At 61.4% G+C, this 22213-nt stretch carries 19 protein-coding genes; 2 read left to right on the top strand and 17 right to left on the bottom strand.

Translation table 11 applies throughout. The annotated features are described in order from the left end of the window. Positions 1-10: 10 nt before the first annotated feature. Positions 11-1081 carry a glycosyltransferase family 4 protein gene (locus SIC17_RS10195; RefSeq protein ID WP_366940053.1) on the top strand — a complete coding sequence of 357 codons (1071 nt, stop codon included), beginning with the start codon at positions 11-13 and terminating at the stop codon, positions 1079-1081. 74 nt (positions 1082-1155) lie between these two features. On the opposite strand, the gene phnE is transcribed toward SIC17_RS10195, so the two are convergent. Next, positions 1156-3156 carry a phosphonate ABC transporter, permease protein PhnE gene (gene phnE / locus SIC17_RS10190; RefSeq protein WP_412545283.1) on the bottom strand — a complete coding sequence of 667 codons (2001 nt, stop codon included), beginning with the start codon at positions 3154-3156 and terminating at the stop codon, positions 1156-1158. Continuing rightward, the gene (gene phnC, locus SIC17_RS10185; RefSeq protein WP_291891467.1) at positions 3156-3956 is read right to left on the bottom strand and encodes a phosphonate ABC transporter ATP-binding protein; all 801 of its coding nucleotides are present in this window, start codon (positions 3954-3956) and stop codon (positions 3156-3158) included. The genes phnE and phnC overlap by 1 nt, the downstream gene beginning before the upstream one ends. Before the next feature lie 70 nt (positions 3957-4026). Between phnC and SIC17_RS10180 the strand changes: the two genes are divergently transcribed. Continuing rightward, positions 4027-4506 carry a prepilin peptidase gene (locus SIC17_RS10180; RefSeq protein ID WP_412545282.1) on the top strand — a complete coding sequence of 160 codons (480 nt, stop codon included), beginning with the start codon at positions 4027-4029 and terminating at the stop codon, positions 4504-4506. 10 nt (positions 4507-4516) lie between these two features. Here SIC17_RS10180 and SIC17_RS10175 read toward each other — a convergent pair whose 3' ends face one another. The 15 genes from SIC17_RS10175 to SIC17_RS10105 form a co-directional block, all read right to left on the bottom strand. Beyond that, a complete protein-coding gene (locus tag SIC17_RS10175) occupies positions 4517-5017 on the bottom strand; it encodes a hypothetical protein (RefSeq protein ID WP_291891465.1) in 501 nt (166 codons plus the stop codon). Further along, positions 5004-5735, bottom strand: a complete 732-nt coding sequence (gspN, locus tag SIC17_RS10170; protein ID WP_412545281.1) for a type II secretion system protein N — start codon at positions 5733-5735, stop codon at positions 5004-5006. Before gspN ends, SIC17_RS10175 begins: the two co-directional genes overlap by 14 nt. Next, on the bottom strand, positions 5735-6235 hold the full coding sequence (gene gspM / locus SIC17_RS10165; RefSeq protein ID WP_412545280.1) for a type II secretion system protein GspM: 501 nt from the start codon (positions 6233-6235) through the stop codon (positions 5735-5737). The genes gspN and gspM overlap by 1 nt, the downstream gene beginning before the upstream one ends. Then, on the bottom strand, positions 6232-7452 hold the full coding sequence (gene gspL, locus SIC17_RS10160; RefSeq protein WP_291891462.1) for a type II secretion system protein GspL: 1221 nt from the start codon (positions 7450-7452) through the stop codon (positions 6232-6234). The genes gspM and gspL overlap by 4 nt, the downstream gene beginning before the upstream one ends. Next, complete coding sequence (gene gspK / locus SIC17_RS10155) at positions 7449-8366, bottom strand: type II secretion system minor pseudopilin GspK (RefSeq protein WP_412545279.1); 918 nt, start codon at positions 8364-8366, stop codon at positions 7449-7451. Before gspK ends, gspL begins: the two co-directional genes overlap by 4 nt. A 68-nt stretch (positions 8367-8434) precedes the next feature. Then, positions 8435-9082: a type II secretion system minor pseudopilin GspJ gene (gspJ, locus tag SIC17_RS10150; protein ID WP_412545278.1), complete on the bottom strand. Its 648-nt coding sequence runs from the start codon at positions 9080-9082 to the stop codon at positions 8435-8437. Further along, positions 9079-9453 carry a type II secretion system minor pseudopilin GspI gene (gspI, locus tag SIC17_RS10145; RefSeq protein WP_412545277.1) on the bottom strand — a complete coding sequence of 125 codons (375 nt, stop codon included), beginning with the start codon at positions 9451-9453 and terminating at the stop codon, positions 9079-9081. Before gspI ends, gspJ begins: the two co-directional genes overlap by 4 nt. Positions 9454-9456: 3 nt before the next feature. Further along, entirely contained in the window at positions 9457-9966 is a 510-nt protein-coding gene (locus tag SIC17_RS10140) for a GspH/FimT family pseudopilin (protein WP_412545276.1), read from the bottom strand. Then, positions 9966-10421 (bottom strand): type II secretion system major pseudopilin GspG, encoded by a 456-nt coding sequence (gene gspG, locus SIC17_RS10135; protein ID WP_291891457.1) that lies wholly within the window; start codon positions 10419-10421, stop codon positions 9966-9968. The genes SIC17_RS10140 and gspG overlap by 1 nt, the downstream gene beginning before the upstream one ends. Before the next feature lie 10 nt (positions 10422-10431). Continuing rightward, positions 10432-11673, bottom strand: coding sequence for a type II secretion system inner membrane protein GspF (gene gspF, locus SIC17_RS10130; RefSeq protein ID WP_412545275.1), 1242 nt, complete (start codon positions 11671-11673; stop codon positions 10432-10434). After that, entirely contained in the window at positions 11660-13183 is a 1524-nt protein-coding gene (gene gspE / locus SIC17_RS10125) for a type II secretion system ATPase GspE (protein ID WP_412545274.1), read from the bottom strand. Before gspE ends, gspF begins: the two co-directional genes overlap by 14 nt. Then, the gene (locus tag SIC17_RS10120; protein ID WP_412545273.1) at positions 13173-15119 is read right to left on the bottom strand and encodes a secretin N-terminal domain-containing protein; all 1947 of its coding nucleotides are present in this window, start codon (positions 15117-15119) and stop codon (positions 13173-13175) included. Before SIC17_RS10120 ends, gspE begins: the two co-directional genes overlap by 11 nt. Further along, on the bottom strand, positions 15119-15868 hold the full coding sequence (locus SIC17_RS10115) for a type II secretion system protein N (RefSeq protein ID WP_412545272.1): 750 nt from the start codon (positions 15866-15868) through the stop codon (positions 15119-15121). Before SIC17_RS10115 ends, SIC17_RS10120 begins: the two co-directional genes overlap by 1 nt. Before the next feature lie 313 nt (positions 15869-16181). Beyond that, a complete protein-coding gene (locus tag SIC17_RS10110) occupies positions 16182-18845 on the bottom strand; it encodes a TonB-dependent receptor domain-containing protein (protein WP_412545271.1) in 2664 nt (887 codons plus the stop codon). A 74-nt stretch (positions 18846-18919) separates the two neighbouring features. Further along, a complete protein-coding gene (locus SIC17_RS10105) occupies positions 18920-21754 on the bottom strand; it encodes a hypothetical protein (protein WP_291891451.1) in 2835 nt (944 codons plus the stop codon). Between the last annotated feature and the right edge of the window lie 459 nt (positions 21755-22213).

The raw sequence follows: 22213 nt of genomic DNA, 5'->3' as shown, positions 1-22213 counted from the left end.
GCAGCGTATCATGCTGGTGACCGATGCCTGGGAACCGCAGATGAATGGTGTGGTTCGCACCCTTTCCCGCACCGTCGCCGAGCTGCGCGAGATGGGTCGCGAAGTCGAGGTGATCCATCCTGGGCTGGGTTACAAGACCATGCCACTGCCGACTTATCCGGAGATCCAGCTGGCCATGGGCGCCCGCAAGGACATCGCCCGCCGCTTCACCGAGTTCGAGCCGGAAGCCATCCACATCGCGACCGAGGGCCCGCTCGGCCTGGCGGCGCGCCGCATCTGCGTGAAGTGGAAACTGCCCTTCACCACCAGCTATCACACCAAATTCCCCGAATATGTGAACGCGCGCTTCGGCTTCATCCCGCTGTCTGCCGGTTACGCCTTCATGCGCTGGTTCCACAATGCCGGTGGCCGCATGATGGTGACGACGCCGTCCATGCGCGATGATCTGACCAAGCGCGGTTTCAACAATCTGACGCCGTGGGCGCGGGGCGTGGACATCGAGCTCTTCAACCCGGCCAAGCGCATGATGAATGGCGAGGATGTCTTTGCCGGCCTCGAGCGCCCGGTCTGGGTCAATGTCGGCCGGGTTGCGGTTGAGAAGAATATCGAGACCTTCCTGGAAACCGACCTGCCGGGCACCAAGGTCATCGTCGGTGACGGCCCCCAGATGGAAGAGCTGAAGGCGAAATATCCCGACGCTGTCTTCACCGGCCCGAAATTCGGTGACGAGCTGGCCCGCCACTTTGCCGATGCGGATGTCTTTGTCTTCCCGAGCTGGACTGACACTTTCGGCCTGGTGAATCTGGAAGCGATGGCCTGTGGCACCCCGGTCGCGGCCTTCCCGGCTCACGGCCCCAAAGACATCATCCCCGGCTCCGGTGGCGGCTTCATCAATGAAGACCTGCGGCAGGCCTGCATGGACTGTCTGGAAATCGACCGCGCTGCGCCGCGGGCGCACGCGGAAAAACACTCCTGGACCCAGTGCGCACTGGACTTCCTGGACAATCTGAAACCGCATCCCAAGCCGGAACGCCGGCGGTTCTGGAAACGCCTGCGCGGCCAGAAGTCGATCGATAGCTAGGCACGATCAATACGTCCAAATGAAAACAGGCCGGACAATGTCCGGCCTGTTTTTTGTCTGGCTGTGAGCCCCGGTCAGACCAGGCGCTTGCGCAACATCTGGGACATGACATCGATCAGGCTGACGGCGATGACAATGACCAGGACGATCGCTGCCGTACGCTGATAGTCAAAGGCACGCACCGCCTCGAACAGGATCTGGCCGATACCACCGGCACCGATGAGACCGAGAACCGTCGCCGAGCGGGCGTTGGACTCGAAACGGTAAAGACCAAAAGACGTCCACAGGGGTGCCACCTGGGGAATGATCGCCCAGATCACCTCGTGCAGAGGCCGCGCGCCCGTGGCCCGGATCCCTTCAACAGGCCCGTTATCGATCGCTTCCACCGCTTCAGAGAAGAGCTTGGCCAGGACACCGGTGGTGTGCACCGCCAGCGCCATCACACCGGCCAGAGGCCCCAGTCCTACAGCGGCGATGAAGACCAGCGCGATGATCAGCTCATTGATTGAACGGAAGACGTCCATCAGGCGGCGCACCGGCTGCACGACCCACAGAGGCGCCACATTACGCGCACTCAGAAGACCGAACGGAATGGCGGCGATCACGGAGATAAACGTACCCCAGATCGCGATCTGGACGGTGACGATCATCTGCGGCATGGCCTCGGCAATGCCCGCGCTCAACTCGTCCCAATAGTGCGACCGCGACGCGGCGTCGGTGATATCCGTCGGGAAGAAACCGGCGATGAACTCGCCCATGTCATTGGCGTTTTCCACCAGCAGGTAGGAACGGTCCATGTCCGAGGAGTCAAAGCTCCACACCAGAACCACGACAATGCCCACAACAATGCCGACATTGGCCAGGCGTTCGCTCAGCGGCGTGCGCGGTCCGGGTCCGCGCGGCGCAGTCGCGAACAACAGCAAGGTCAGCAGCACCAGGGTCCCACCGAAGGCCAGTACGGACTGGGCGTTCACCAGCGAGGTTTGCGTTTCAGCATCGCCCGGCTCGCCCGTATCCGCACCTTCAACGCTGGAAGCAAGACTGACGAGACCGGAATTGCCGGCCTCGACCTGGGCCAAGCGTTCTTCCAGCTCGGCGACACGTTCCGCGCGCTCAGCCGGGGTCAGGTCGGGATCATTACGCGCGGCAGTCAGGTCCCGCACGATTTCCAGCTGTACGATGGGATCGAGGTGCGCATTGGACGACGGCAGGAATGTACCAAAGAGCAGTGGCGTCAGTACATCGCGCGCGGCCTGGACCTCTTCCGGTGTGCCCATGCGACCGTAATTCATGAAGAAGTATTGCAGGCGCTGCTTGACTTCATCATCCAGGTCAGACCGCCAGATGATCGGATCGGTCTGGATCATCGGCGAACGCCAGATCTCGCGCAGCTGGGCTGCCACGTCCGGACGGGAGCGGCGCAGGACCAGCATGTTGGTGGAGTTATTGGCAGCAACGTCGACCAGCTCATTGGCAACAGCAAGAGCATTGGCCTCGTGGCTGGCATTGCGCACGGAACCGAAACACTCGGCCGGGTCGATACCACGCGGCGCAAAGATGAAGGCCGACGGCACCAGATAGCCCGACGTGGAGTTGGGATCGCCCAGGCCGAAATCAATCGACCCGTCACAGGTCAGGATGTCCTCAACCGACTGGATCGGACTGTCTACCGGCACCAGCAAGATGGAGTAATACCCCTCACCGCCATCCGGATAGGTCGATTTAGCGAACACTTCGCCATCAGCGAGGCGCACGGCCTGCAGGCCGGAGAAGTTGGAAAACCAGCCGACCTGGATGCTGTCATATCGCATCGCCTGGATCATGCCGGCATAGTCGGACGCATAGTAGGGCTGCACGTCATAACCGGTCCATTCCGACATCGCCTCGATGAAGGGACGCCAGTTGGTCTCACGCGTGCTGGTGGATTCGGTGGCAATGATGCCGAAATTGATTGTGCGCCGTTCGCCCGGCAGCTCCGCGCGCGTTTCCGGTGTGTCGGTTACGACTTCGGAACAAGCCGCCAGCAGGAGTGTGACCAGAGCAAGCAGTCTGAAAAGGATAGAATTGACACGCATCACGCGTCCTCCTCGGCGCCGTAGAAGGCAGCCTCGTATTCGGTACCGTAGATCTCGATGAGCTTTTCCTGGGTGAGCGCGTCACGCGGGCCGTCATAGACGATCTGGCCGGCATTGAGGGCGACGATGCGATCACAGAACTCACGTGCATAACCGATCTGGTGCAGCGTCACGACAACCGTCAGGCCATCCCGCTCATTCAGTTCGGCCAGCAGCTCCATCACCTTGCGGGCGGAAACCGGGTCCAGCGAGGCAATCGGTTCGTCGGCAAACAGCATTTCCGCGCCCTGAACCAGGCCCCGGGCGATGGCGCCGCGCTGTTGCTGGCCACCGGACAGGTTGGACGCGCGGCGACCGGCAAAATCAGCGATACCGACACGCTCCAGCGCATCCATCGCCTTCTGCTTGGTCTCGTTGGGGAAAATCCCCAGCGCGCCGCGCCACAGGGAAATCTGCCCCAGCGCGCCCAGCAGGACGTTGCGGAACAGGGTCAGGCGACCAACCAGATTGAATTGCTGGAAAATAAAGCCGAGCCGCGCGCGATACTGACGCACGGAAGAGGACAGCTTGCCCTTTTCCTGCATGCGCTGGCCGAGCACGTGGACCGGGCCGGAATTGCGGTCCGCGACCTGCAGACCCGCGGCCACACGCAGCAAGGTCGACTTGCCGGATCCTGACGGACCGATCAGTGCGACCATCTCGCCCGGATCAATTGTCAGCGATACATCATCCAGAGCCTTCGTCTCGCCGAAGGTCATCCGCAGATTTTCTGCCTTGAGAGCTGTCTCCCGATCGGGCATCCAATCCTCCCCCTACATCACGTTTCGAAACTGGCGTATGCGTATGATGTAGCAATGACAAGGGCTTTGTATGCTCATCCTTCTCCTGAGCGCTGTTTTATTGATCTGTCTGGCAGTTCTGGCACACATTGATGCCCTGACCTATCGCCTGCCGGACGCCATCACCCTGCCACTGATTCCCGCCGGCCTGATCGCCAACATCCTTGTTTTTGATCGTCTTCTACCCGCACTTATAGGCGCAGCGCTGGGATATCTGGGCCTTGTAGGACTGGAGATCGCCTACAAACACCTGCGCGGTCGCGACGGGCTGGGGCGCGGAGACGCCAAACTGCTTGCGGCCGGCGGTGCATGGTGCGGAGCGATGGCACTGCCCTTCATCCTGCTGGTCGCCAGTTTCGCAGCCCTGCTCTTTGTCCTGTTGATGTCCGTGATCCGCGGCCAGAAGCCCAGCGGCACAACCATGCTGGCCTTTGGTCCCTGGCTGGCCTTCGGCATCGGCCTTATCTGGCTGGTTAAGGCCTATTGGCCGCAAGCCGGCCTCTATTTCTAGGGCCGCCCGTCTAGCGACAGGCGTAATGCCCGATCAGCGGTACAACAAGGAGCGCTCCATCAGTCCTCTGGATGCGCATGACCACGCGTTCGATCCGCTGACCGGTGGGCAACGGATCGCCTATCCGACCCTCAATCTCGACATCCAGATCGCGTGCCGGATCAGCAAAGTCACGTTGATAGTGATCGCCGGCCACATGCAGCCCGTCAAGACGCTGACCTGAAAAGCTCTCTGCCTGGCCATTGACGAAAAGCTGCGCATAACCGCGCGTTTCATTCTCAAAGGCGACAAAGCGATGCTCGGAATCCGCGGTCCAGAAAAAGGTACCGCATTCACCGGGCTGCAGGATCTGGGGCGCCAGTTCATTGGCCGGTGTCGCCGGCTCCGTCACTTCAGCCGAGCGCATACCGCCCGATCCGGACACGGGCAGAGCGCCTTCGGTCGATGCACAGGCTGACACCGCCAGGGCCAGGACAAGAACGCTGACAGGCTGGACCTTATTCAATGGCAAGACGCTCACTCCCCTGATAAATCCAGATATCCCCGTTCCGGGTCATGCCGGCAAGGGCCAGCACTTCGGCAAGTTCAGGACGCCCGGTGCGCAGCTCCATGTCCCAGGCATAGTCCTGACCGGTCATGCGCACCGTGCCTGTCACTTCCAGATCCGCCGCAGCACCATCCAGCGACAACACCAGGGCGCCGTTTTCACACGACAGGATGCCCAGCATGGACGGACCCTCAAAACCGTAACTCGCGGCGAATCGCTCCAGTGCGGCAGTGCGCACACGTCCCTGCGCCGCTTCGCATTGCCCTGCACGCATGGACAGGCTGTCCACATCGATATCGATCATCTGCGAGCGGTCGAGCCCGGGCAGGGTCTGCAGGTCCAGACGATCGATGGAAACCAGCAGCGACATGTCACGGATCTCGATCGTCTCGCGACCCAGGACGACATGGCCACTGCCTCGCGCACTGTCATCGGACACCCGCCAGCGCGCGGCCAGCCGACCTACAAACAGGGGCAGCGGATCCGCTGACATCTCGATCTCGCGCACCGGCATTCCCGCCATACGAAGGCCGTAGATACGGCCATCCCAGACGCTGCCATAGACATCCGGATAGCCGAACGCCCCGGCTCCGCCAGCCAGCATCATCACCGCCTTGAGCGGCAAGAGCACGATCAGCCAGACCAGCACCAGCCCCGCCAGCACACCCAGACGCCGCGCCATCACAGACCTCCCCCGCGCCGCAACACCACAGAGGCCTGGGTCATGCCGGTCTCGTGCCGATCCAGGGTCGAGGAAACCACACGGATGCCGTACCGCTGTTCCAGATTGACCAGCCAGCGCATCACCGCGCCGGTATCCGCGCGCTCGATAGTCACGGCCAGCGAACCATCGTCACCCGGGATCATGCGCGAAATGGCGATGCCTTCGCCCAGGGCCAGCGACCCAACGATGGAACGGATGGATTGCTGGCTACCGGCCTGCGTTTGCGCGCCGGCCTGAAGCTCCCGCAGGGTCTGAGCATCCTGCTGGATCGAGCGGTACAGCCGCATCGATGCGGCGTAATCGGTCTGGGAGCGCGCATGGAAGGATTGCAGTGGCTGGATGACGGCGACTGTCAGTAACAGCACAGCCATCAACACCGCCATCACACCATAGAGGACCTGTTCGCGGGGCGTTCGACCATCCCAATAGGTGCGGATCATCTGGACAACCGGATTCATCGCACCCTCACCGTAAACTCGCCCTGGAGACCGGTTTCAGCTTCACGCACACCGCCATCCTCCAGTTCCAGCCCCATCTGTCCGGCCCGCGCTGTCAGGGCATCGAAATCGGCAAATTCCGTGAACAGGGCCGAGACCCGCAATTCTTCCCGCGACTGGTCAAAACGAAGACTGTCGATGCGCACTCGCTCATTATCCGCCACCAGTTCGGTCAGGGCAGCGCTGAGCTGAAGGAAGGCCGAACTGTCACCGCCGCCCAGCTCTCGCAGGTCCCGGCGGACCATCCGGTCTACCTCGGCGGGTATGGTGGCACGGGTGAAATCGGGGTTCACAAAGCGGTATTCGGCAATTGCAGCGCCGTCGAACCGGTCGGCCTGATACCGAAAATAGAAAGCCTCACCCAGCAGCAGAGCACAATATCCGACCAGCGCGGCGGCGGCCAGGATGGCGCTTGTGCGCAGCGGCCGCAGAACATCGAGCCAGTCGAAGGCCGACCGCCAGCGCTCTCCGAACAAGGCCGGCAGTCGCTTGAGCATCTCGTCTGACAGACCCGACGCCGCCATGTCCGCTTCGCCGGCAGCGCGATTGGAAAAGCGTGCACCCATCAGGCCAAGAGAAGGCGAGACCGAGACCTGTCCCTCACCAATTGCACCGACAATCTCGGCTGCGAGATGCGGGAAAAGGCCCGGCGAGACCGCGCCGCCGGCACGGCTGCCATCGCCAGCGATGTCGTCGGCATACCAGAACAGAACATCGCCCCGGCGATCGACCAGGCTGAGTGCAGCTTCCGGATCAGCCAACGCCTGGGCATCCGGCAGGATGTGAACGGGACGCACAACAGCGCCGTCCAGACGATCCAGCAGGCTGTCAGCATAGTCCCGGTCTACGGCATAAACCCAGCGCTCACCCGTCTCGTCTCGCGGGCCAATGCTGACGCTGGTCTCATCCAGTTCCACGGCCAGTTCATCCTCGATCATGAAAGGTGCTGCCTGGCGCGCTTCAGCTTCGCTGCGCGCCGGCAAGGTGATCCGGCTGGCAAAGATCCGCTCGGCCGGCAGGAGGCAGATTGTGCGGTCGATGTCCGCTTCGGGCACTCCTGTCGGCGTACTGTCAGCGCCGAAATCCCCCGACGCGCCGCGCTGACCGCTGGCGCGGTCGATGATCGACCAGCGTCCGCTGCCATCGGGATGGATCAGGAGAATGAGATCCTGGCTCATGAAAAACTTCCGTATCGCTGGGTAAGGCGGCGAATGCCCCCTCGCCACTCGACCATTTCGCTCAGCCTGAAGCGCGCACCGGCATAAAGCACGTCGACCTCAATCTGAAAATACTCGCTCGTCCGACCGACGGCCTGGCGGTGGTGGGACTCGATTTCCATCGCCTCGAACACGTCCTGCTCCCAAAAGACCTGCATGGCGTCAAACCCGGTCTGGGGGCGTTCGATCAAGAGGGCGTCCGCTGTCGTGCGGGAAAGCTCACCCTCGAACATCGCCACGAGCAAGGGCGCCTGGTCAAACTGCATCGTATTGATGTTCAGCGGCACGTTATCGACCACCGGGTGGGCGCAGACAAATGGTGCGATCTCGCTGTAGAGACGTGGCGTCATGCTGGCCAGTGCCAGCAATTCCTCACGCTCGGCCAATAATGTATTGCCCGTGCGGTAGTGCCGACCGGCGCGAGCATAACTGTCATCCTCCGCCCCGCTGATGACCGGACGCTGATCGCTGTCCAGCCAATCCACAAGCTCGGCAGTGATCGTGGCGGATTGCTGAACCGGCAGGCCGATGGCCTGCAGGAGCGCATCGAAACGACGCTGCTGCAGCGGATCTCCGACCAGGAGACCGTTAGCCTCGATGCTCACCAGGCTGTTGAGATTGAAGCAATTGCTGGCATCGCGCACCCGGCCGACAAGCTGGCCATCATTGATCGGGAAGACCCGCTGGCCGCTCAGCCAGTCTGCATCGGGACGCAGCATGTCATCCGGGGCCTGCATGGCACGCTCGATCGAGATCTCGGCAAATTCGCGCGCGCCCATGGCGTACCAATAGGCCTGGTCCCGCACTTCCAGATTGGCGGAGCGGCGCATGGAGAAACGCAGGTCCGTGACCAGTGCCATCGCAAGCGAACTCATTACGGCAACCAGCAACAGCGCGCTGACCAGGGACGCGCCGCATTCTGACTTATCCCGGCGAGATAGCCTCACAGCCGCACCTCCGACGTCAGCGCGAGGAACTCAAGCGCCCCCCATTGTGTCGTCGTGAGCCGCAGGCGCACGGCGCGTGGCAGGCTGGCGCCTTCCTGGCCGGGGCGTGTGGCCAGTCGTGACTGCCAGACCGATCCGACCATGAAGCCCAGTTCGACCTCGTCCGCGCCCTGCAAGATCACCTGTTCCGCCCAGCGGGTCAGCGGCGTGATGTCGGGGTGTTCGGATACCCGGCGGATCAACTGCCCGTCGCGCAATACATACTGGACATGGATGAGCGAGCTGCGCGCCCGCACCAGCCCCGGATTGGAACGGCCGCGACGTGTGAGCGAGAGAATGACCTCATCGCCGTCCCCCGCAAAACGGTCCGTTAGGCCATTGGCATCCCCTGCGAACAGGGCCGGACGCACTGCTCCGTCCTCGGCCCGGGCGCTGCGCTGGACGACCTGACCGATATCTTCCCGGAGCAATACACGCGCACGATCAAGCGCGTTGATGCGCGCGAGGGCGTCATCATTGACCTCCTGGGCCGTGATCGTCGTCGACAACAGCGCCACCGAGATCACACCAACAACAGCGAACACCGCCGTCGCGACAAGGATCTCGACCAGGGAGAAACCGGCTTCGGACTGGGCAGACGTCATGTGACACTCCTGCGCCGGAAGGTCTCGATCCGCGCCAGTATCCGGTCCTGGCGGTCCGGATGAATGGTCACGACATATTGCATCAGCGCCGTGTCAGTCGTCCGATTGATGGCGAGGCGCCAGTCATACTCCACCCCGGCCAGGCTGTAAGATCCCGAACGGCTGCCGCGACCCTCGGCAATAAGGAGTTGCTCGTTGAGGATATTCTCCGCTGCCAGCATGGCGAGAGAACGCTCTTCCAGCGCCGCGGTGTTCTGCGTCGTCGTCTGCAACATCTGCACAACGGCAATCCCTGCCAGCGCCACAACAGCGAGCGCCGCCATCATTTCGATCAGGGAGAAACCGGATTGATCTGTAGTCGAGGTGCGCATGAGCTAGTCGATGACCTCCCAGCGCGTATCGGCATCACCGGTCCAGACGAGCTCCAGCACTGTACCGGCGTCTTCAAGACGCAGGCGGAAGGGTTCGGTCATGCCCGCCGGGTCAAACCAGAACGCCGGAATCACCGGGCGCTCCTCACCCTCGCCAACGATGGCTGCGGCGAGGATGGCTTCATCGACACGCAGACGGAAACCGGTCTCCAGGATGTGTGCACCCAGCGCATCCACATCGCGCACCGGCCACCAGCGCTGATCGACATAGCGATGAAAACTGTAGCCCGCACCGAAACCCTCGATGACCACGCCCACCGGCTGGCCGGTACTGATGGCGTCCTGTTCGGCAAACACCAGGCGTGCGAGCAAGCGATCGGCCTCCTCATCCAGCGGGTCGCTTCCAGGTTGGATGGACAGGACAACAGCCGTCGCCACGATGCCGATAATCGCCACCGCCACGAGCGTCTCGATCAGCGAGACACCGGCTTCGTTATGGGCGCGCCCGGACATCAACCCTGCCAGTTACCGATGTCCGCGTCATTGTCCTCGCCACCCTCACGGCCGTCGGCACCAAGGGAGTAGACGTCGAAGACACCGTTTTCGCCCGGATAGACATATTGGTAGGGATTGCCCCACGGATCGTCCGGCAGGCGGCGGATATATCCACCCTCGCGGTAATTGTCCGCATCACGCGGCGCGTTGATCAGCGCGTCGAGACCTTCCTCGACAGTGGGATAACGACGCATGTCCAGCCGATAGGCATCCAGCGCCTGTTCAAGTGTCGCGATATCCGCGCGGGCCTTCTGGACCGAAGCCTGTTCGCCCAGCGGCATGACATTGATCACGACGATCGTGCCCAAAAGGCCAATGATGAAAACCGAGATCATGATCTCGGTCAGGGAGAAACCGGCGTCCTTGTCCGGCATTTCCACGACCGGCTTTTCGGTCTCGTTCTGGTTCTGCATCTGCGCCTCCTTAGCCCAGTGCCATGGTATTGAGTTGAAGAATGGGGAGCAGGATCGACAGGACGATGGTCACAACGACCACGCCGAGTACCAGGATAATCCCCGGCTCCAGCAGGTTGAGACCGACCGAGATGGTGCGGTCGACATCCTGGTCGAGCTGATCGGCACTGCGCCGAAACATCTCCCCCAGCGCGCCGGACCGTTCACCGGCGGCGATCATGAAAAGCGAAAGCGGCGGGAACCATCCCCTGTTACGCATGGCGTCCGACAGGCCCCGCCCGCTCTCAACGTCCCGGATGACCTTGCCCAGCTCATCGCGGAAAGCGAGATTGCCAGCGGCACGGCGTGCTGCCCGCAGCGCGTCAGGAAGCACGCTGCCGGAGTCGATGAGTATGCTCATCGTCCGGCAAAAGCGGGCGCTCTCGGCATGTTCGAGAAAACCGCCCAGCCCCGGAATACGGGCCAGAAAACCATCCAGCGACCGGCGTACCGGCTCCTGTCGCAGAGCAAGGACGCTGATCACGACGAGCACCAGAATGCCCGCCAGCAGAAACGGCCAGCCAACCTGGAGGAATGCAGAAATCGCGATCATCGCCCGGGTCAGGCCGGGCAGGTCCATGCCCATGCCGACAAACTGTTCGGCAATGCGCGGCACGATGAAGGTCATCAACAAGGCGACGACACCCAGCGCGACTATGGACAGGATCGCCGGATAGATCATCGCGCCCGTGACGCGGCTGCGCACGGCTTCATCCTTCTCCAGGTAGTCAGCCAGGCGCTCGAGAACCGCATCCAGCCCGCCGGAATTTTCGCCCGCCGCGACCATGGCGCGATAGACTGGCGGAAAGGAGTTCGGAAAACCGTCCATGGCCGTGGAGAGTTTTTCGCCCTCCGTGACCCGCGCGCGGACCGCCGTCAGGATACGCTTGGCGTGGTGTTTGCTGCCCTGGTGCGCGATCAGCCCGAGCGTTTCAGCAATTGGCATGCCTGCGCCGATCAGGCTGGCCATCTGGCGTGTGATCAGCATCAACTCGCGATTGGACAGGTTTGACGGCGCCAGGGAGAAACCGCTCGAACGCTCGCCCATGGACTTCGCCCGGCGTTCGGCACGCTGGTCGGCATAACGAATACTCAGTGGCGCCATCGCGCGGCCACGCAGCTCTCGACGCGCAGCGACCTCGCTGTCAGCCGTGATCAGGCCGCGGGATTTCTTGCCCGTCGCATCCAGCGCTTCATATTCAAACGCCGGCATGACGATCTCCGTCCTCGCGACAGACACGCAGGACTTCCGACAGGCTGGTGGCTCCCTCCAGGACCAGGTCGACACCGTTTTCAAACAGCGTCTTGCGCACATCAAATGCGTGTCCGGCCATGTCGGCCTCTCGCGCATCATCATGGATCAGACGGCGCAGGGCATCATCGACAACGACCAGCTCGTAGATACCCGTCCGGCCGTCATAACCGGTCTGCTTGCACTTGTGACAACCCGCCGGACGATAGAGTTGCGCATCGGTATTGGCCGGCAAGCCGAGCAGTTCCAGTTCGGACGGATCCGGCTCGTATTCCTCGCGGCAGTGCGTGCACAGACGGCGCACGAGGCGCTGGGCGACTATGCCGGTGAGCGTGCTGGCGAGCAGATAGGACTCAACCCCCATATCCTTGAGGCGCGCGATCGCGGCGACGGCTGAATTGGTGTGCACTGTGGACAGGACGAGGTGACCGGTCAGGCTGGCCTGGACAGCGATCTGGGCGGTTTCGACATCGCGTATCTCGCCGACCATGACCACGTCCGGGTCCTGGCGCAGGATGGCGCGCAGCCCGGCGGCGAAAGTCATGCCGACCTTGGCGTTGACCTGGGTCTGGCCAATGCCGTCAATGGCGTACTCGACCGGGTCTTCCACGGTGAGAATATTGCGGCTGGCATCGTTGAGCAGGTTGAGCCCGGCATACAGCGTCGTCGTCTTGCCCGCGCCGGTCGGGCCGGTGACCAGGATAATGCCATTGGGCTGAGCCAGGGATTTGCGGAAATCCGCCAGCATCTCGGCCGGCATCCCCAGATCGTCCAGGCCGTAACGCGCCTGGGAATTGTCCAGAAGACGCAAGACAACCCGCTCGCCATAACGAGCCGGCAGGGTGGAGACACGGACATCCACCGCCTTGCCGCCCAGCGTGATGGTCAGGCGACCATCCTGGGGGATGCGTTTTTCGGCAATGTCGAGACGCGCCATGACCTTGATGCGCGAGACAAGCGGGCTCACCAGTTTTGGTGATACCGCGACGGCCTCCTGCAACACGCCGTCGATGCGATAGCGAATGGAAACACGGTCCTCGAACGGCTCGACATGCACGTCGGACGCATTGGTGCGAACGGCTTCGGCAATCATGCCATTGATCAGCCGGATGATCGGCGCATCCGAGGCGCTGTCGAGCAGGTCCTCGGTCTTCGGGATCTCGTCAATGAGGCGGGACAGACTCTCATCGCCCTCCTCGTCCTCGAGCTCGTCCGCATCGATACTGTCAAAGGCGTAGATATCCGACAGCGCCTTGTCATAGGCTTGGGCCTCATACTCGCTGACAGGATATTCGCGCCCGAGGACACGGCACAGCTCCAGCAGGGCCCGCTTGTCCGCGCCGGCACGCACAAGGAAGGCGCCACCGTTTTCCGGTTGGAAGGCGACACCTTTCTGACGTGCAAAACTGTAGGTGATCGGGGTTCGGGCCCGGCCTTCCTCAGTCGTGTCCTCGGTCGTCTCAGTTCTCATTCGCCGCCTCGGACGCCGGCAGGTCGACCATGAGCATGTTCATGATCTCTTCCAGGCTGCTGGTGCCATTGTCATTGGTCACACGCTGCTGGCCGGCGATGTAGTCATAACGATTCTCCGTCAGCGCCTGCATGTCCGCCTCGCTGCGGATAATTGTCGGGCGAATGAAGACCATCAGATTGGTCCGGCGTGTGGTGTCGCTCTCCGAGCGAAACAGACGGCCAACGCCGGGTACGCGGGAAAGCCCGGGGACGCCGTTGACTGTACTCTGGTCATCCTGCTCGATCAGACCGCCCAGAACAATAATCTCGCCATTGTCGGCCAGCACCGTGGTCTGGATGGTGCGCTTGTTGGTGATCAGATCACTGGATCCGGTCGTGACGGCGCCGGCAACACTGGAAACTTCCTGCTCGATATACAGGCGCACCGTGTCACCTTCGGTGATTTGCGGACGCACCGTCAGTTTGACACCGACTTCCTCACGCTCAACGGTGCGGAACGGATTGGAATTATCGGCACTCAGCACTTCGCCAGTAGTGATCGGGATTTCCTGTCCGGAGTGGAAAGAGGCTTCCTCATTGTCCATCGCCAGGATGGACGGGGTCGAGAGCAGATTGCTGTCGACGTCGTTTTCAACGGCGTTCAGGACCAGGCCGAACAAGGTCCCGTCGGAGTTCTGACCTCCGAAACCCAGCGCGGTTCCCCGCACACCCAGCAAGGACGCCAAGGCCGCATCACGCAGGGTATCGGTGCTGGTATCGGAACTATCGCCCGTCCCCGCCAGCGCACCCGTAAGGGCCAGCAGGTCCGGCGTGTTCGAATTGAACCGCGTCATCGCCAGCGGTGAGTCACTATTGTTGCCGCCCGCCAGCAACATCTGAACGCCCAGCTCTTCAGCGATTGAGTCAGAGATCTCGACGACTATGCCTTCCACCAGAACCTGGGGGCGACGGATATCGAGCTGGGAGACGACCAGTTCCAGCTCGCGCTGCACGTCCGGCGCTGCGTTGATGACCATGGCGTTGGTCGGTGCGTGATAGGAGACGGACGGGCGCCGGGCCGTGCCCTCTGCATCGGTCAGCGTCTCGACAACCTGTTCCAGGATCGGCAGCAGGTCCTCGCCATCGGCATGGTTGAGATAGATGACACGGAAGCTCTGGTTCGACTGGCTGACGCTGTCGACCTGGCGCACAAGGCGGGCCATTTCGGCGACGGAATTGGCATTGCCGCGCAGCAGCACCGTGTTGGACGCCGGGATTGATGCGACAGTCACATTAAAGACCATGTCATCCTCGGAAGCACGATTGCGATCGCGCACTGTCTCGATGATACGGACCATTTCCGCAGCGGACACATTCTCCAGCTCGACCATTTCAAAGACCGAGGTGTCACGATCCAGATCGGCAATGACCTGGCGGATGCGATTCATGTTTTCCGCATAGTCGACGATAACCAGCGCATTGCCCGTTTCCGTCGCGTTGATCGAGCCCTGCGGATTGATGATCGGACGCAGCACGTTGAGCGCATCGCGTGTGCCGACATGATTGAGGCGTACGACGCGGGTCACATACTGGTCACCGCGCAGGTTCTGGTTCACCGGGCTGGTGCTGCGGGCACCGGTCTGGTCCGGAACGATCTGATAGGCACCAGACGCAGTCGGCACGACGGTGTAACCATGCACGCGCATGGTCGACAGGAAGACCTGGAAGTACTGCTCGGAGGACAGCGGTGCCTGCGAGGTGATCGTCACCCTGCCGCGCACATTCGGGTCGACAATGAAGGTGTGACCAGTCACCGAGGACACGTCATCAATCACCGCCTGGATCTCGGCCTGGTTGAAATTGACCACATGCTGCCGGGCGTGGGCGACAAAAGCAGGCTGGACCGCGGAGAGGACCAGGGCGCTGAGCAGTGCGCGTGTAACAAGTTTAAACATCAGGGCATGTCCACCGTGAGAGTTAGGGCGATCCCGGACCGGACGACCCCGATTTCAACACCGCCACTGCCGCGCAGGCGGTTGAACAGGTCTTCGATCTGGTCGGCGTCGGCGACAGGCTGCCCTGCGACCTCCACCAGAATGTCATTCATGCGCAGGCCAACCGATTCCAGCAGCGCGCGATTACCCGCAACAAAGGCATAACCGACAACTGCGTCGTCTATGTAACGGGGCTCGACCTGGAACAGACCGTTGATGTCGGTGCGCTGTCCGGGCCGGCCACGAGCACTGGCGATCTGTCGCGGCGTATAGGTGGTACGGGCTTGCGGCGCGCTCTCCGTCGGTTCCGTCACCGGCGTCGAGACGGCGGCCTCCCGCTGGGCAGCTTCACGGAGATAGAGCGATTCAACGATGCCGCGGCGCGAGATCAGGACATGGTCCCGGTGTACCTCGGCCAGCTCGACCCCGTCGCTGATTTCCTCGCCCACGCGAACGAAGGACTGCCCGGCGGAGGCGACCTGGATCAGGGCGGCACCGGATTGCGGGTCAGCGCCCATGCGAATCCCGCGCAGGACCAGGTTGAGACTGGTTTCCGGAACGATCGCCGCCTGCACAGCGACCTCTTCGGTCCGGCGACGGTCAGCAAAGAGCTGCGAGAAGTCCGTGTTTTCCAGATCCCGTTGCAGATCCGCAGAACGTGCGGCGGCATTGCGGCTGTCGGATTGATCGAGCGAAAAAATCGCCCGCACTTGCGCCAAAGGCGATGAACAGGATGAAAACGCGCCAGAATGAGAGCGAGAAAAGCGAGCATCACGACCTCGAGGATCGCGGCAGCACGCCGGGGCAGCTGCCCCCTCTGGCGTTTGGCACTCGTATGCACAAGGATCCCGTTCAAATCACTACCTGTATCTAGTCGCACCGCCACGCAGCCCGGCACAAACAAAAGATGGGACACGTTGCGGCAGTATCCGAAATATCGGACTGCCGTCAAACGTCTCCCGAGTGCAGGTTATCCTGCCCTTAATGCCCGGGGCGGGCGCTAACCCGCCCCGGTCTATTTTTCTACCACTGACGGGAAATCGAGATGCTGAAGGAAGTACCCACGTCATAGGTATCAACCGGCAGCTCGACCGTGTCGTCAGACTGGGTCGCCTCATAGTCGTCGCCAAGGATGTTGCGGACGGAGAAACCGATATCCCAGTCAGCATCAGCCACGTTGACCGTGCGGCTGTAGACGAAGTCGAGGGAGGACGGCACCTGCTCAACGATCTCCGGCAGATTGTCGGAGAGGTTGGCCACGGCACGCGTGCGCTCACCCGTATAGTTGTAGAGAACCGCCGCGCGGGAGCGGCCGTCATTGGCCTCGAAACCGATCTGTGCGTTGAACAGGTGTTCGGACTGACCCTGCAGGGCACGACCGTCCTCGATGAAGCCGGCAGCGTTGAGGGACAGGGCCTGCGGCTGACCGAAGGCACCCTGGGCAACAATCACATTACCTTCAGCAGACACTTCCGACTGAATGTAGGTGTAGTTGGTCTTGAAGAACCATTCCCGGTCCGCGAACAACGCGTTCTGGAAACGGTTGGAGAGGTCGAACGTTTTCTCGAATTCGAACTCCGCACCGGTCAGCGTCGCTTCCGGGGCGTTGATGAAGGACGTGTTCAGACCATCACCGATCGGAATGATGAATTCCTCGATCGGGTTTTCCATGATCTTGTGGAAAGCACCGACGGTGAAGAACTGATCTCGACCGAAATAGTATTCCAAGCGAGCATCAAAACTCTCGATTTCGGTGTTCACGAGAAACGGATTGCCCTGGAAACGCTGGTCGGTATCGGTGTTGAAGAACTCTGAGAAAGCCAGCTCACGGAATTGCGGGCGGGCGATCGACTGGGAGTAACCCGTACGCAGCTGGATATTGTCGGCAAACGTCCACGTCAGCGTTACAGCCGGCAGAGCGTATTCTTCGGCGATCGGAGCCGTATCGACACCATTGGGCACACCCGGCGGGTAGGCAAAGGTGTCGACGGACTGCGTACCGTCCTCGAAGCGGAAACCGACCGCGGCGCGGACAAAATCGTTCAGAGCAACGTCGGTACCGACATAGTATGCTTCAACATCAAGCTCGCCACGATAGGCTTCCGGGAAGGTCAGACCACCGGTCTCGACCAGTCGCAGACGCTCATCGACGATGTTCTGCGCAGCAAAGATGTAGTCGATGCGGGAGAACAGCAGGTCAGCCGGGATACCGACAGAACCCTGCTCGAAGGAGAAACGACGGGTAAAGGCTTCACGCTCGCGGGAGGTGTTGGAGTAACCGGCCTTGAACTCGGCATCGAGACCAAACACGGTCGCCGGGAAAGAGAGGTCAACGCCGTAGTCGGAGGTGACGTCTTCGATCTCGGAGAAACGCGTGAAATTGTCGTTGATGTCGCCTTCATAACGGTAGGCACCGCGGGCATCGTCAAACTGGTAGTTCACGAAGCGCTGATACGGAGCGTCCCGTGTCGCAGTCGCTTCGGAGATGCGCCAGTCGACAGCCAGGTCGTTCAGGTTCGCAAAGACATGCTCACCACGCAGCTGGTTGAAGATGACCTGGCGCTCGAACCACTCGGTGGAATCACCGCGCACAACAGCAGAGGAACCGGCGTTGAATTGCTCTTCCGTGCGACCTTCCTTGGACGTCGAACGCAGAACCATGCTCAGCAGGTTGATCTCGTGGTCGTTGTACCAATCCACACCGACGGAAACCATCGCCGACACGTCGATCTGGTTTTCCGTGGACATGAAGTTGTTGATGCCCTCACCGAGCGGGGCCAGACCAGAACGGTCAGCCGTAACCGGGCCGTTTTCATAGATCAGGCCATTGGCACCGATGGAGCCCTTGCCGCGCTGGCCTTCACGCGTTTCCCACTCATTGGAGTAGGAAACGGCGCCGAGCAGGCCGAGAGAGAAGTTGTCGAAGTCGAAACGGTCACCGGCCGACAGGTCGACGGAACCGTTTGCATCCGTATCAACGGCCTGGAGAACCCACAGCTCGGAATTGACCAGGGAACGGCCGATCGCCTGCTGCTGGTCGGCGGGCAGGTTGTTGCCAACACGCGTGGTGTCGAAGATTGCGGCCAGCTCGGCCGGAACGTCGCGCAGGCCATCATCATAACCCAGCCAATCCGTATCGGAGCCGGCATAGGTCAGACCACGATTGCCCGTCGTGACCGTGTCAAAACTGCCGCCGATGGAAGCTGTGAAGAAGCCCTCATTCGGCAGGGTTGCTGTTTCGATCCCGATGACACCACCGCCAAACTCGCCAGGGAACTCCGGCGAGAAAGTCTTCTGGACAAGAACATTTGAGAGAATGTTGGTTGGGAAAATGTCCAGCGGGGCAGCGCGGCGGAACGGTTCCGGAGACGGCATCGGAGAGCCGTTCAGAAGCGTATTCGAGTAGCGCTCGTTGAGACCACGAACAACCGCGAAACGGCCGCCCGTGGTGGAGATACCGGTAATGCGGACCAGAGCGCCAGCGAGATCGCTGTCACCCGTGGTTTCCAGATCTTCCAGGGACAGGACTGCGGAGACTTCAGACGTCACGCGACGGTCATCAGGAATGTACTGATAACGGACCGTGATCTGGTCATCGATCGGCGCATCCTGCGCGGAGGCTGCAAACGGGGCCAGGGTCGTGGTCGCCAGTAACGCAGCCGAAAGTGCAATTCGATTGGTTTTCATCTTAATCACCATGTGACTGCATGAGACAGATACGGTTCCCGGCGGTGCTTTCCGGCGGGAACCGCGTGAGTGCGTTACTGGGTGCGGACGTAGGTCCAGCCCTGGTACCAGGTGTCATTGGCATCCTCGACGGCGCCCGCGTACTGGGCGTCATCGAACCAGGCGTCGATGGCATTGATGTCGGTGGCGACAACAGCCTGCTCGGACGCCCCCGGAACCACACCGGTATTGCCCGGAATGAAGGTGAAACCGGTCATGGTGTTAGCCGCTGCATCAACATTGTTGATCATGGTGTTGGTGACGAAGTTCGCCACGTCCGCCAGATCGGATGCACCATCGTCACGGAAGTTGGTCGGGCAGTTGAAGAAGACAGACTGGATGATGATGTCTTCCGCAGCCGGACGGCCATTCGTGCCGTTGATGCCGTCGAACGTCGCGGCGTCATCGATATCCAGGCACTCCTCGCCCATGTCGACAACGATACCGTTGTAGAGCTCACCGGCCGTACCGGCACGCAGCAGGATACCGTCGTCGGATTCCGCCGCGCCACGCTCACCAATGATGGTGAAGTTGGAGATGCGTGGGTTGGAACGCGGCGTCAGGTCGTTGTTCGAAGAACGGTTGTCGAACTCGAAACCCTGGTCGGCATCGTCGCCGGACTGGGCAACGATCACGTACTGAGCACGGCCAACCCAGCCATCGGTGTAGTCAAAGCTGTCATCAGCATTGCCCGTCAGGACAACGTGGCGAACGTCAACAGCGCCACCGAACATCTCGATGCCATCGTCAGCGTTGTTGTGGACCTGGATGTAATCAACATTGGTGTCGGAACCGATGCCCTGGAAGGCGATGCCGTTGAGCTCGTCCTCATTGTTGATCAGGAAGCCGGCATAACGGACCTGGGTGTAGAAGAGGTCGCCGCTGTCATCGGTCGGCGTTGCGCCACCGAAGAGACCGGATGAGCCCTCGCCGGACTTTTCACAATCCGTCGTGCCACCGGTCGCCGTACCGTCGATACAAGCATTGATCGGCGCGCGACCGTTGAGGACAAGTCCGCCCCACTGACCGCGGTCATTGGCGCCCACAGTGCCTTCGACGTCGGAGCGGGCGGTCATGACAACCGGAGCTGCAGACGTACCGTTGGAGAAGATCTGGGATCCACGCGCAACAACGATGTAGTCCGAACCGGCGGTACCAAAGATGGTGACACCCGGGTCAATCGTCAGGCTGGCTTCGAGGCCGGACGGCAGCGGGGAAGCCGGGTCGGCACCGCGGTCAACACCGACGAAGACCGGACCCACCAGCTCGTAAATGGAACCACGCGTCAGGCGAACGTCCGAGGTGATATTGCCGGTGATCTGGCAGACACGCTGGCCGTTGAGAACCTCGGCAGACTCCGTCGTACCCGTCGGGCAGCCCGGGTCTTCGAACAGATCGAAAGTCCAGCCTGCGGCCCAGTTGGACGCGTTGGTGTCCGTGCCGGAGAAGGCACCGGCATAGGTCGTGGCGTCGAACCAGGGGTCGATTGCGTTCACGTCGGTCGCGACAACAGCCAGCTCCTGCGGGCCCGGGAGGATACCGGACATGGAGTTGGAAGAGGCGTCGACATTGTTGATCATCGTATTGGTGACGAAATTCGCCACGTCGGCGAGGTCGTCCGCACCGTCATCCTTGAAGTTCGTCGGGCAGTTGAAGAAGACGGACTGGATGATGATGTCTTCGTTCGCCGGACGACCATTCGTGCCGTTGATACCGTCAAAGGTCGCAGCGTCATCGATATCCAGGCATTCCTCGCCCATGTCGACCACGATGCCGTTGTAGAGCTCGGCAGCCGTGCCGGCGCGCAGCAGGATGCCGTCGTCGGATTCTGCGGCATTGCGTTCACCGATGATGGTGAAGTTGGCGATGCGCGGGTTGGAACGCGGGGTCAGGTCGTTGTTGGACGAGCGGTTGTCGAACTCGAAACCCTGGTCGGCATCATCGCCGGACTGGCGAACCAGAACGTATTGCGCACGGCCGACCCAGCCATCGGTGTAATCGAAACTGTCATCCGCATTACCCGTCAGGACAACATTGCGGACGTCAACAGCGCCACCGAACATCTCGATACCGTCATCGGCATTATTGTGGACCTGGATGTGATGGACGTCCGTGCCGGAACCCACACCCTGGAAGGCGATGCCGTTCAGCTCGTCTTCGTTGTTGATCAGGAAACCGGCGTAACGCACCTGGACGTAACGCAGCCAGCCGCTGTCGTCCGCCGGGTTGTCGCCACCGAAGAGACCGGAAGAACCTTCACCAGACTTTTCACAATCGGCGGAACCGCCGGCAGCCGTGCCATCGATACAGGCATTGATCGGCGCGAAACCGTTGATGATCAGACCGCCCCACTGGCCGCGATCATTCTCACCGACCGTGCCTTCGACATCCTGGCGTGAGGTCATGATGATCGGGGCAGCAGCCGTTCCATTCGCTTCGATGCGAGAGCCGCGAGCAACAACCATGTAGTCGGAACCGGCGGAACCGAAGAGCGTGGCGCCAGCGCCGATCTCGAGCGTGATCTGGGCGCCACCGTCGGAACCGATGAAGGTCGGCCCGGTCACCAGAACACCAGCATTCTGGGCGATAGCGGTGTCCTGCGTGATATTGCCGGTGATCTCACAGGCATTGATGGTGACGTCACCGTTGACGACAGTCGCCTGGCGGACAGACCCCGTACCACAACCACCGGCCGGAACCAGATCGATCGTGGTCTGGTTGCCACCACCGCCATTGCCGCCACCGCCGCCCGGCGGTGTACCGATATTCGTATCGCCCGGAGACGAAATGGACGTATCTGCACACGCTGCGAAGAATGCGCACGACGTAGAAACAAGCAGAAGCTTGCGGAAGTTTTGCTTCACCGACATTGAAGACCCCCAAAAAGGACAAAATCACCCGAGGTGACGTCCCGTCGTGAGGGGGCGCCACCACTTGGGGCGGCGATAAAACCCAGCTTTGTTACGCCTGAATGACACTGATTTGATGGATTGATGACGGCCCGAATTGGGACGCCCGGAGACGCGGTGCCGGAATGTCCGATAACCATGAATGTTGTTGCTATAACAGGGTGATCATTTCCGGTCGCAAATGCGCCCCAACCCGCGGCGATGTGCTTTGAAATTTTTGTGACAACCCGGAATATCCGCTACACTGCGGTCAGGGCCTCGCGATGACGCCAGGTCCGCCAGGGAAGTGAGTCGCAAGATTTTAATCCGTATAGACATTTTGCGAAAATGTGACGCCGGCCGCAGCTGGTCAGCGCCGTCCCCTGCGGGCTATCTTGCCCTGCGCTGGCGCCAGAAACTCTGACGCCGCCGTGCCCCTTC

It is taken from the genome of Maricaulis sp. MIT060901 (assembly GCF_047123815.1).
Classification (GTDB): domain Bacteria; phylum Pseudomonadota; class Alphaproteobacteria; order Caulobacterales; family Maricaulaceae; genus Maricaulis.
This window is presented reverse-complemented; position numbering and strand designations above follow the sequence as displayed.

Bases quoted from the DNA above. Each gene is read 5' to 3' on its own strand.
- gspL (WP_291891462.1), bottom strand. From the start codon at position 7,452: ATGAGCCAGGATCTCATTCTCCTGATCCATCCCGATGGCAGCGGACGC.
- phnE (WP_412545283.1), bottom strand. From the start codon at position 3,156: ATGCGTGTCAATTCTATCCTTTTCAGACTGCTTGCTCTGGTCACACTC.
- gspJ (WP_412545278.1), bottom strand. From the start codon at position 9,082: ATGACGTCTGCCCAGTCCGAAGCCGGTTTCTCCCTGGTCGAGATCCTT.
- gspN (WP_412545281.1), bottom strand. From the start codon at position 5,735: ATGGCGCGGCGTCTGGGTGTGCTGGCGGGGCTGGTGCTGGTCTGGCTG.
- gspM (WP_412545280.1), bottom strand. From the start codon at position 6,235: ATGAATCCGGTTGTCCAGATGATCCGCACCTATTGGGATGGTCGAACG.
- SIC17_RS10120 (WP_412545273.1), bottom strand. From the start codon at position 15,119: ATGTTTAAACTTGTTACACGCGCACTGCTCAGCGCCCTGGTCCTCTCC.
- SIC17_RS10195 (WP_366940053.1), top strand. From the start codon at position 11: ATGCTGGTGACCGATGCCTGGGAACCGCAGATGAATGGTGTGGTTCGC.
- SIC17_RS10140 (WP_412545276.1), bottom strand. From the start codon at position 9,966: ATGTCCGGGCGCGCCCATAACGAAGCCGGTGTCTCGCTGATCGAGACG.
- SIC17_RS10105 (WP_291891451.1), bottom strand. From the start codon at position 21,754: ATGTCGGTGAAGCAAAACTTCCGCAAGCTTCTGCTTGTTTCTACGTCG.
- phnC (WP_291891467.1), bottom strand. From the start codon at position 3,956: ATGCCCGATCGGGAGACAGCTCTCAAGGCAGAAAATCTGCGGATGACC.
- gspI (WP_412545277.1), bottom strand. From the start codon at position 9,453: ATGCGCACCTCGACTACAGATCAATCCGGTTTCTCCCTGATCGAAATG.
- gspG (WP_291891457.1), bottom strand. From the start codon at position 10,421: ATGCAGAACCAGAACGAGACCGAAAAGCCGGTCGTGGAAATGCCGGAC.
- gspE (WP_412545274.1), bottom strand. From the start codon at position 13,183: ATGAGAACTGAGACGACCGAGGACACGACTGAGGAAGGCCGGGCCCGA.
- gspK (WP_412545279.1), bottom strand. From the start codon at position 8,366: ATGAGTTCGCTTGCGATGGCACTGGTCACGGACCTGCGTTTCTCCATG.
- gspF (WP_412545275.1), bottom strand. From the start codon at position 11,673: ATGCCGGCGTTTGAATATGAAGCGCTGGATGCGACGGGCAAGAAATCC.
- SIC17_RS10110 (WP_412545271.1), bottom strand. From the start codon at position 18,845: ATGAAAACCAATCGAATTGCACTTTCGGCTGCGTTACTGGCGACCACG.
- SIC17_RS10180 (WP_412545282.1), top strand. From the start codon at position 4,027: ATGCTCATCCTTCTCCTGAGCGCTGTTTTATTGATCTGTCTGGCAGTT.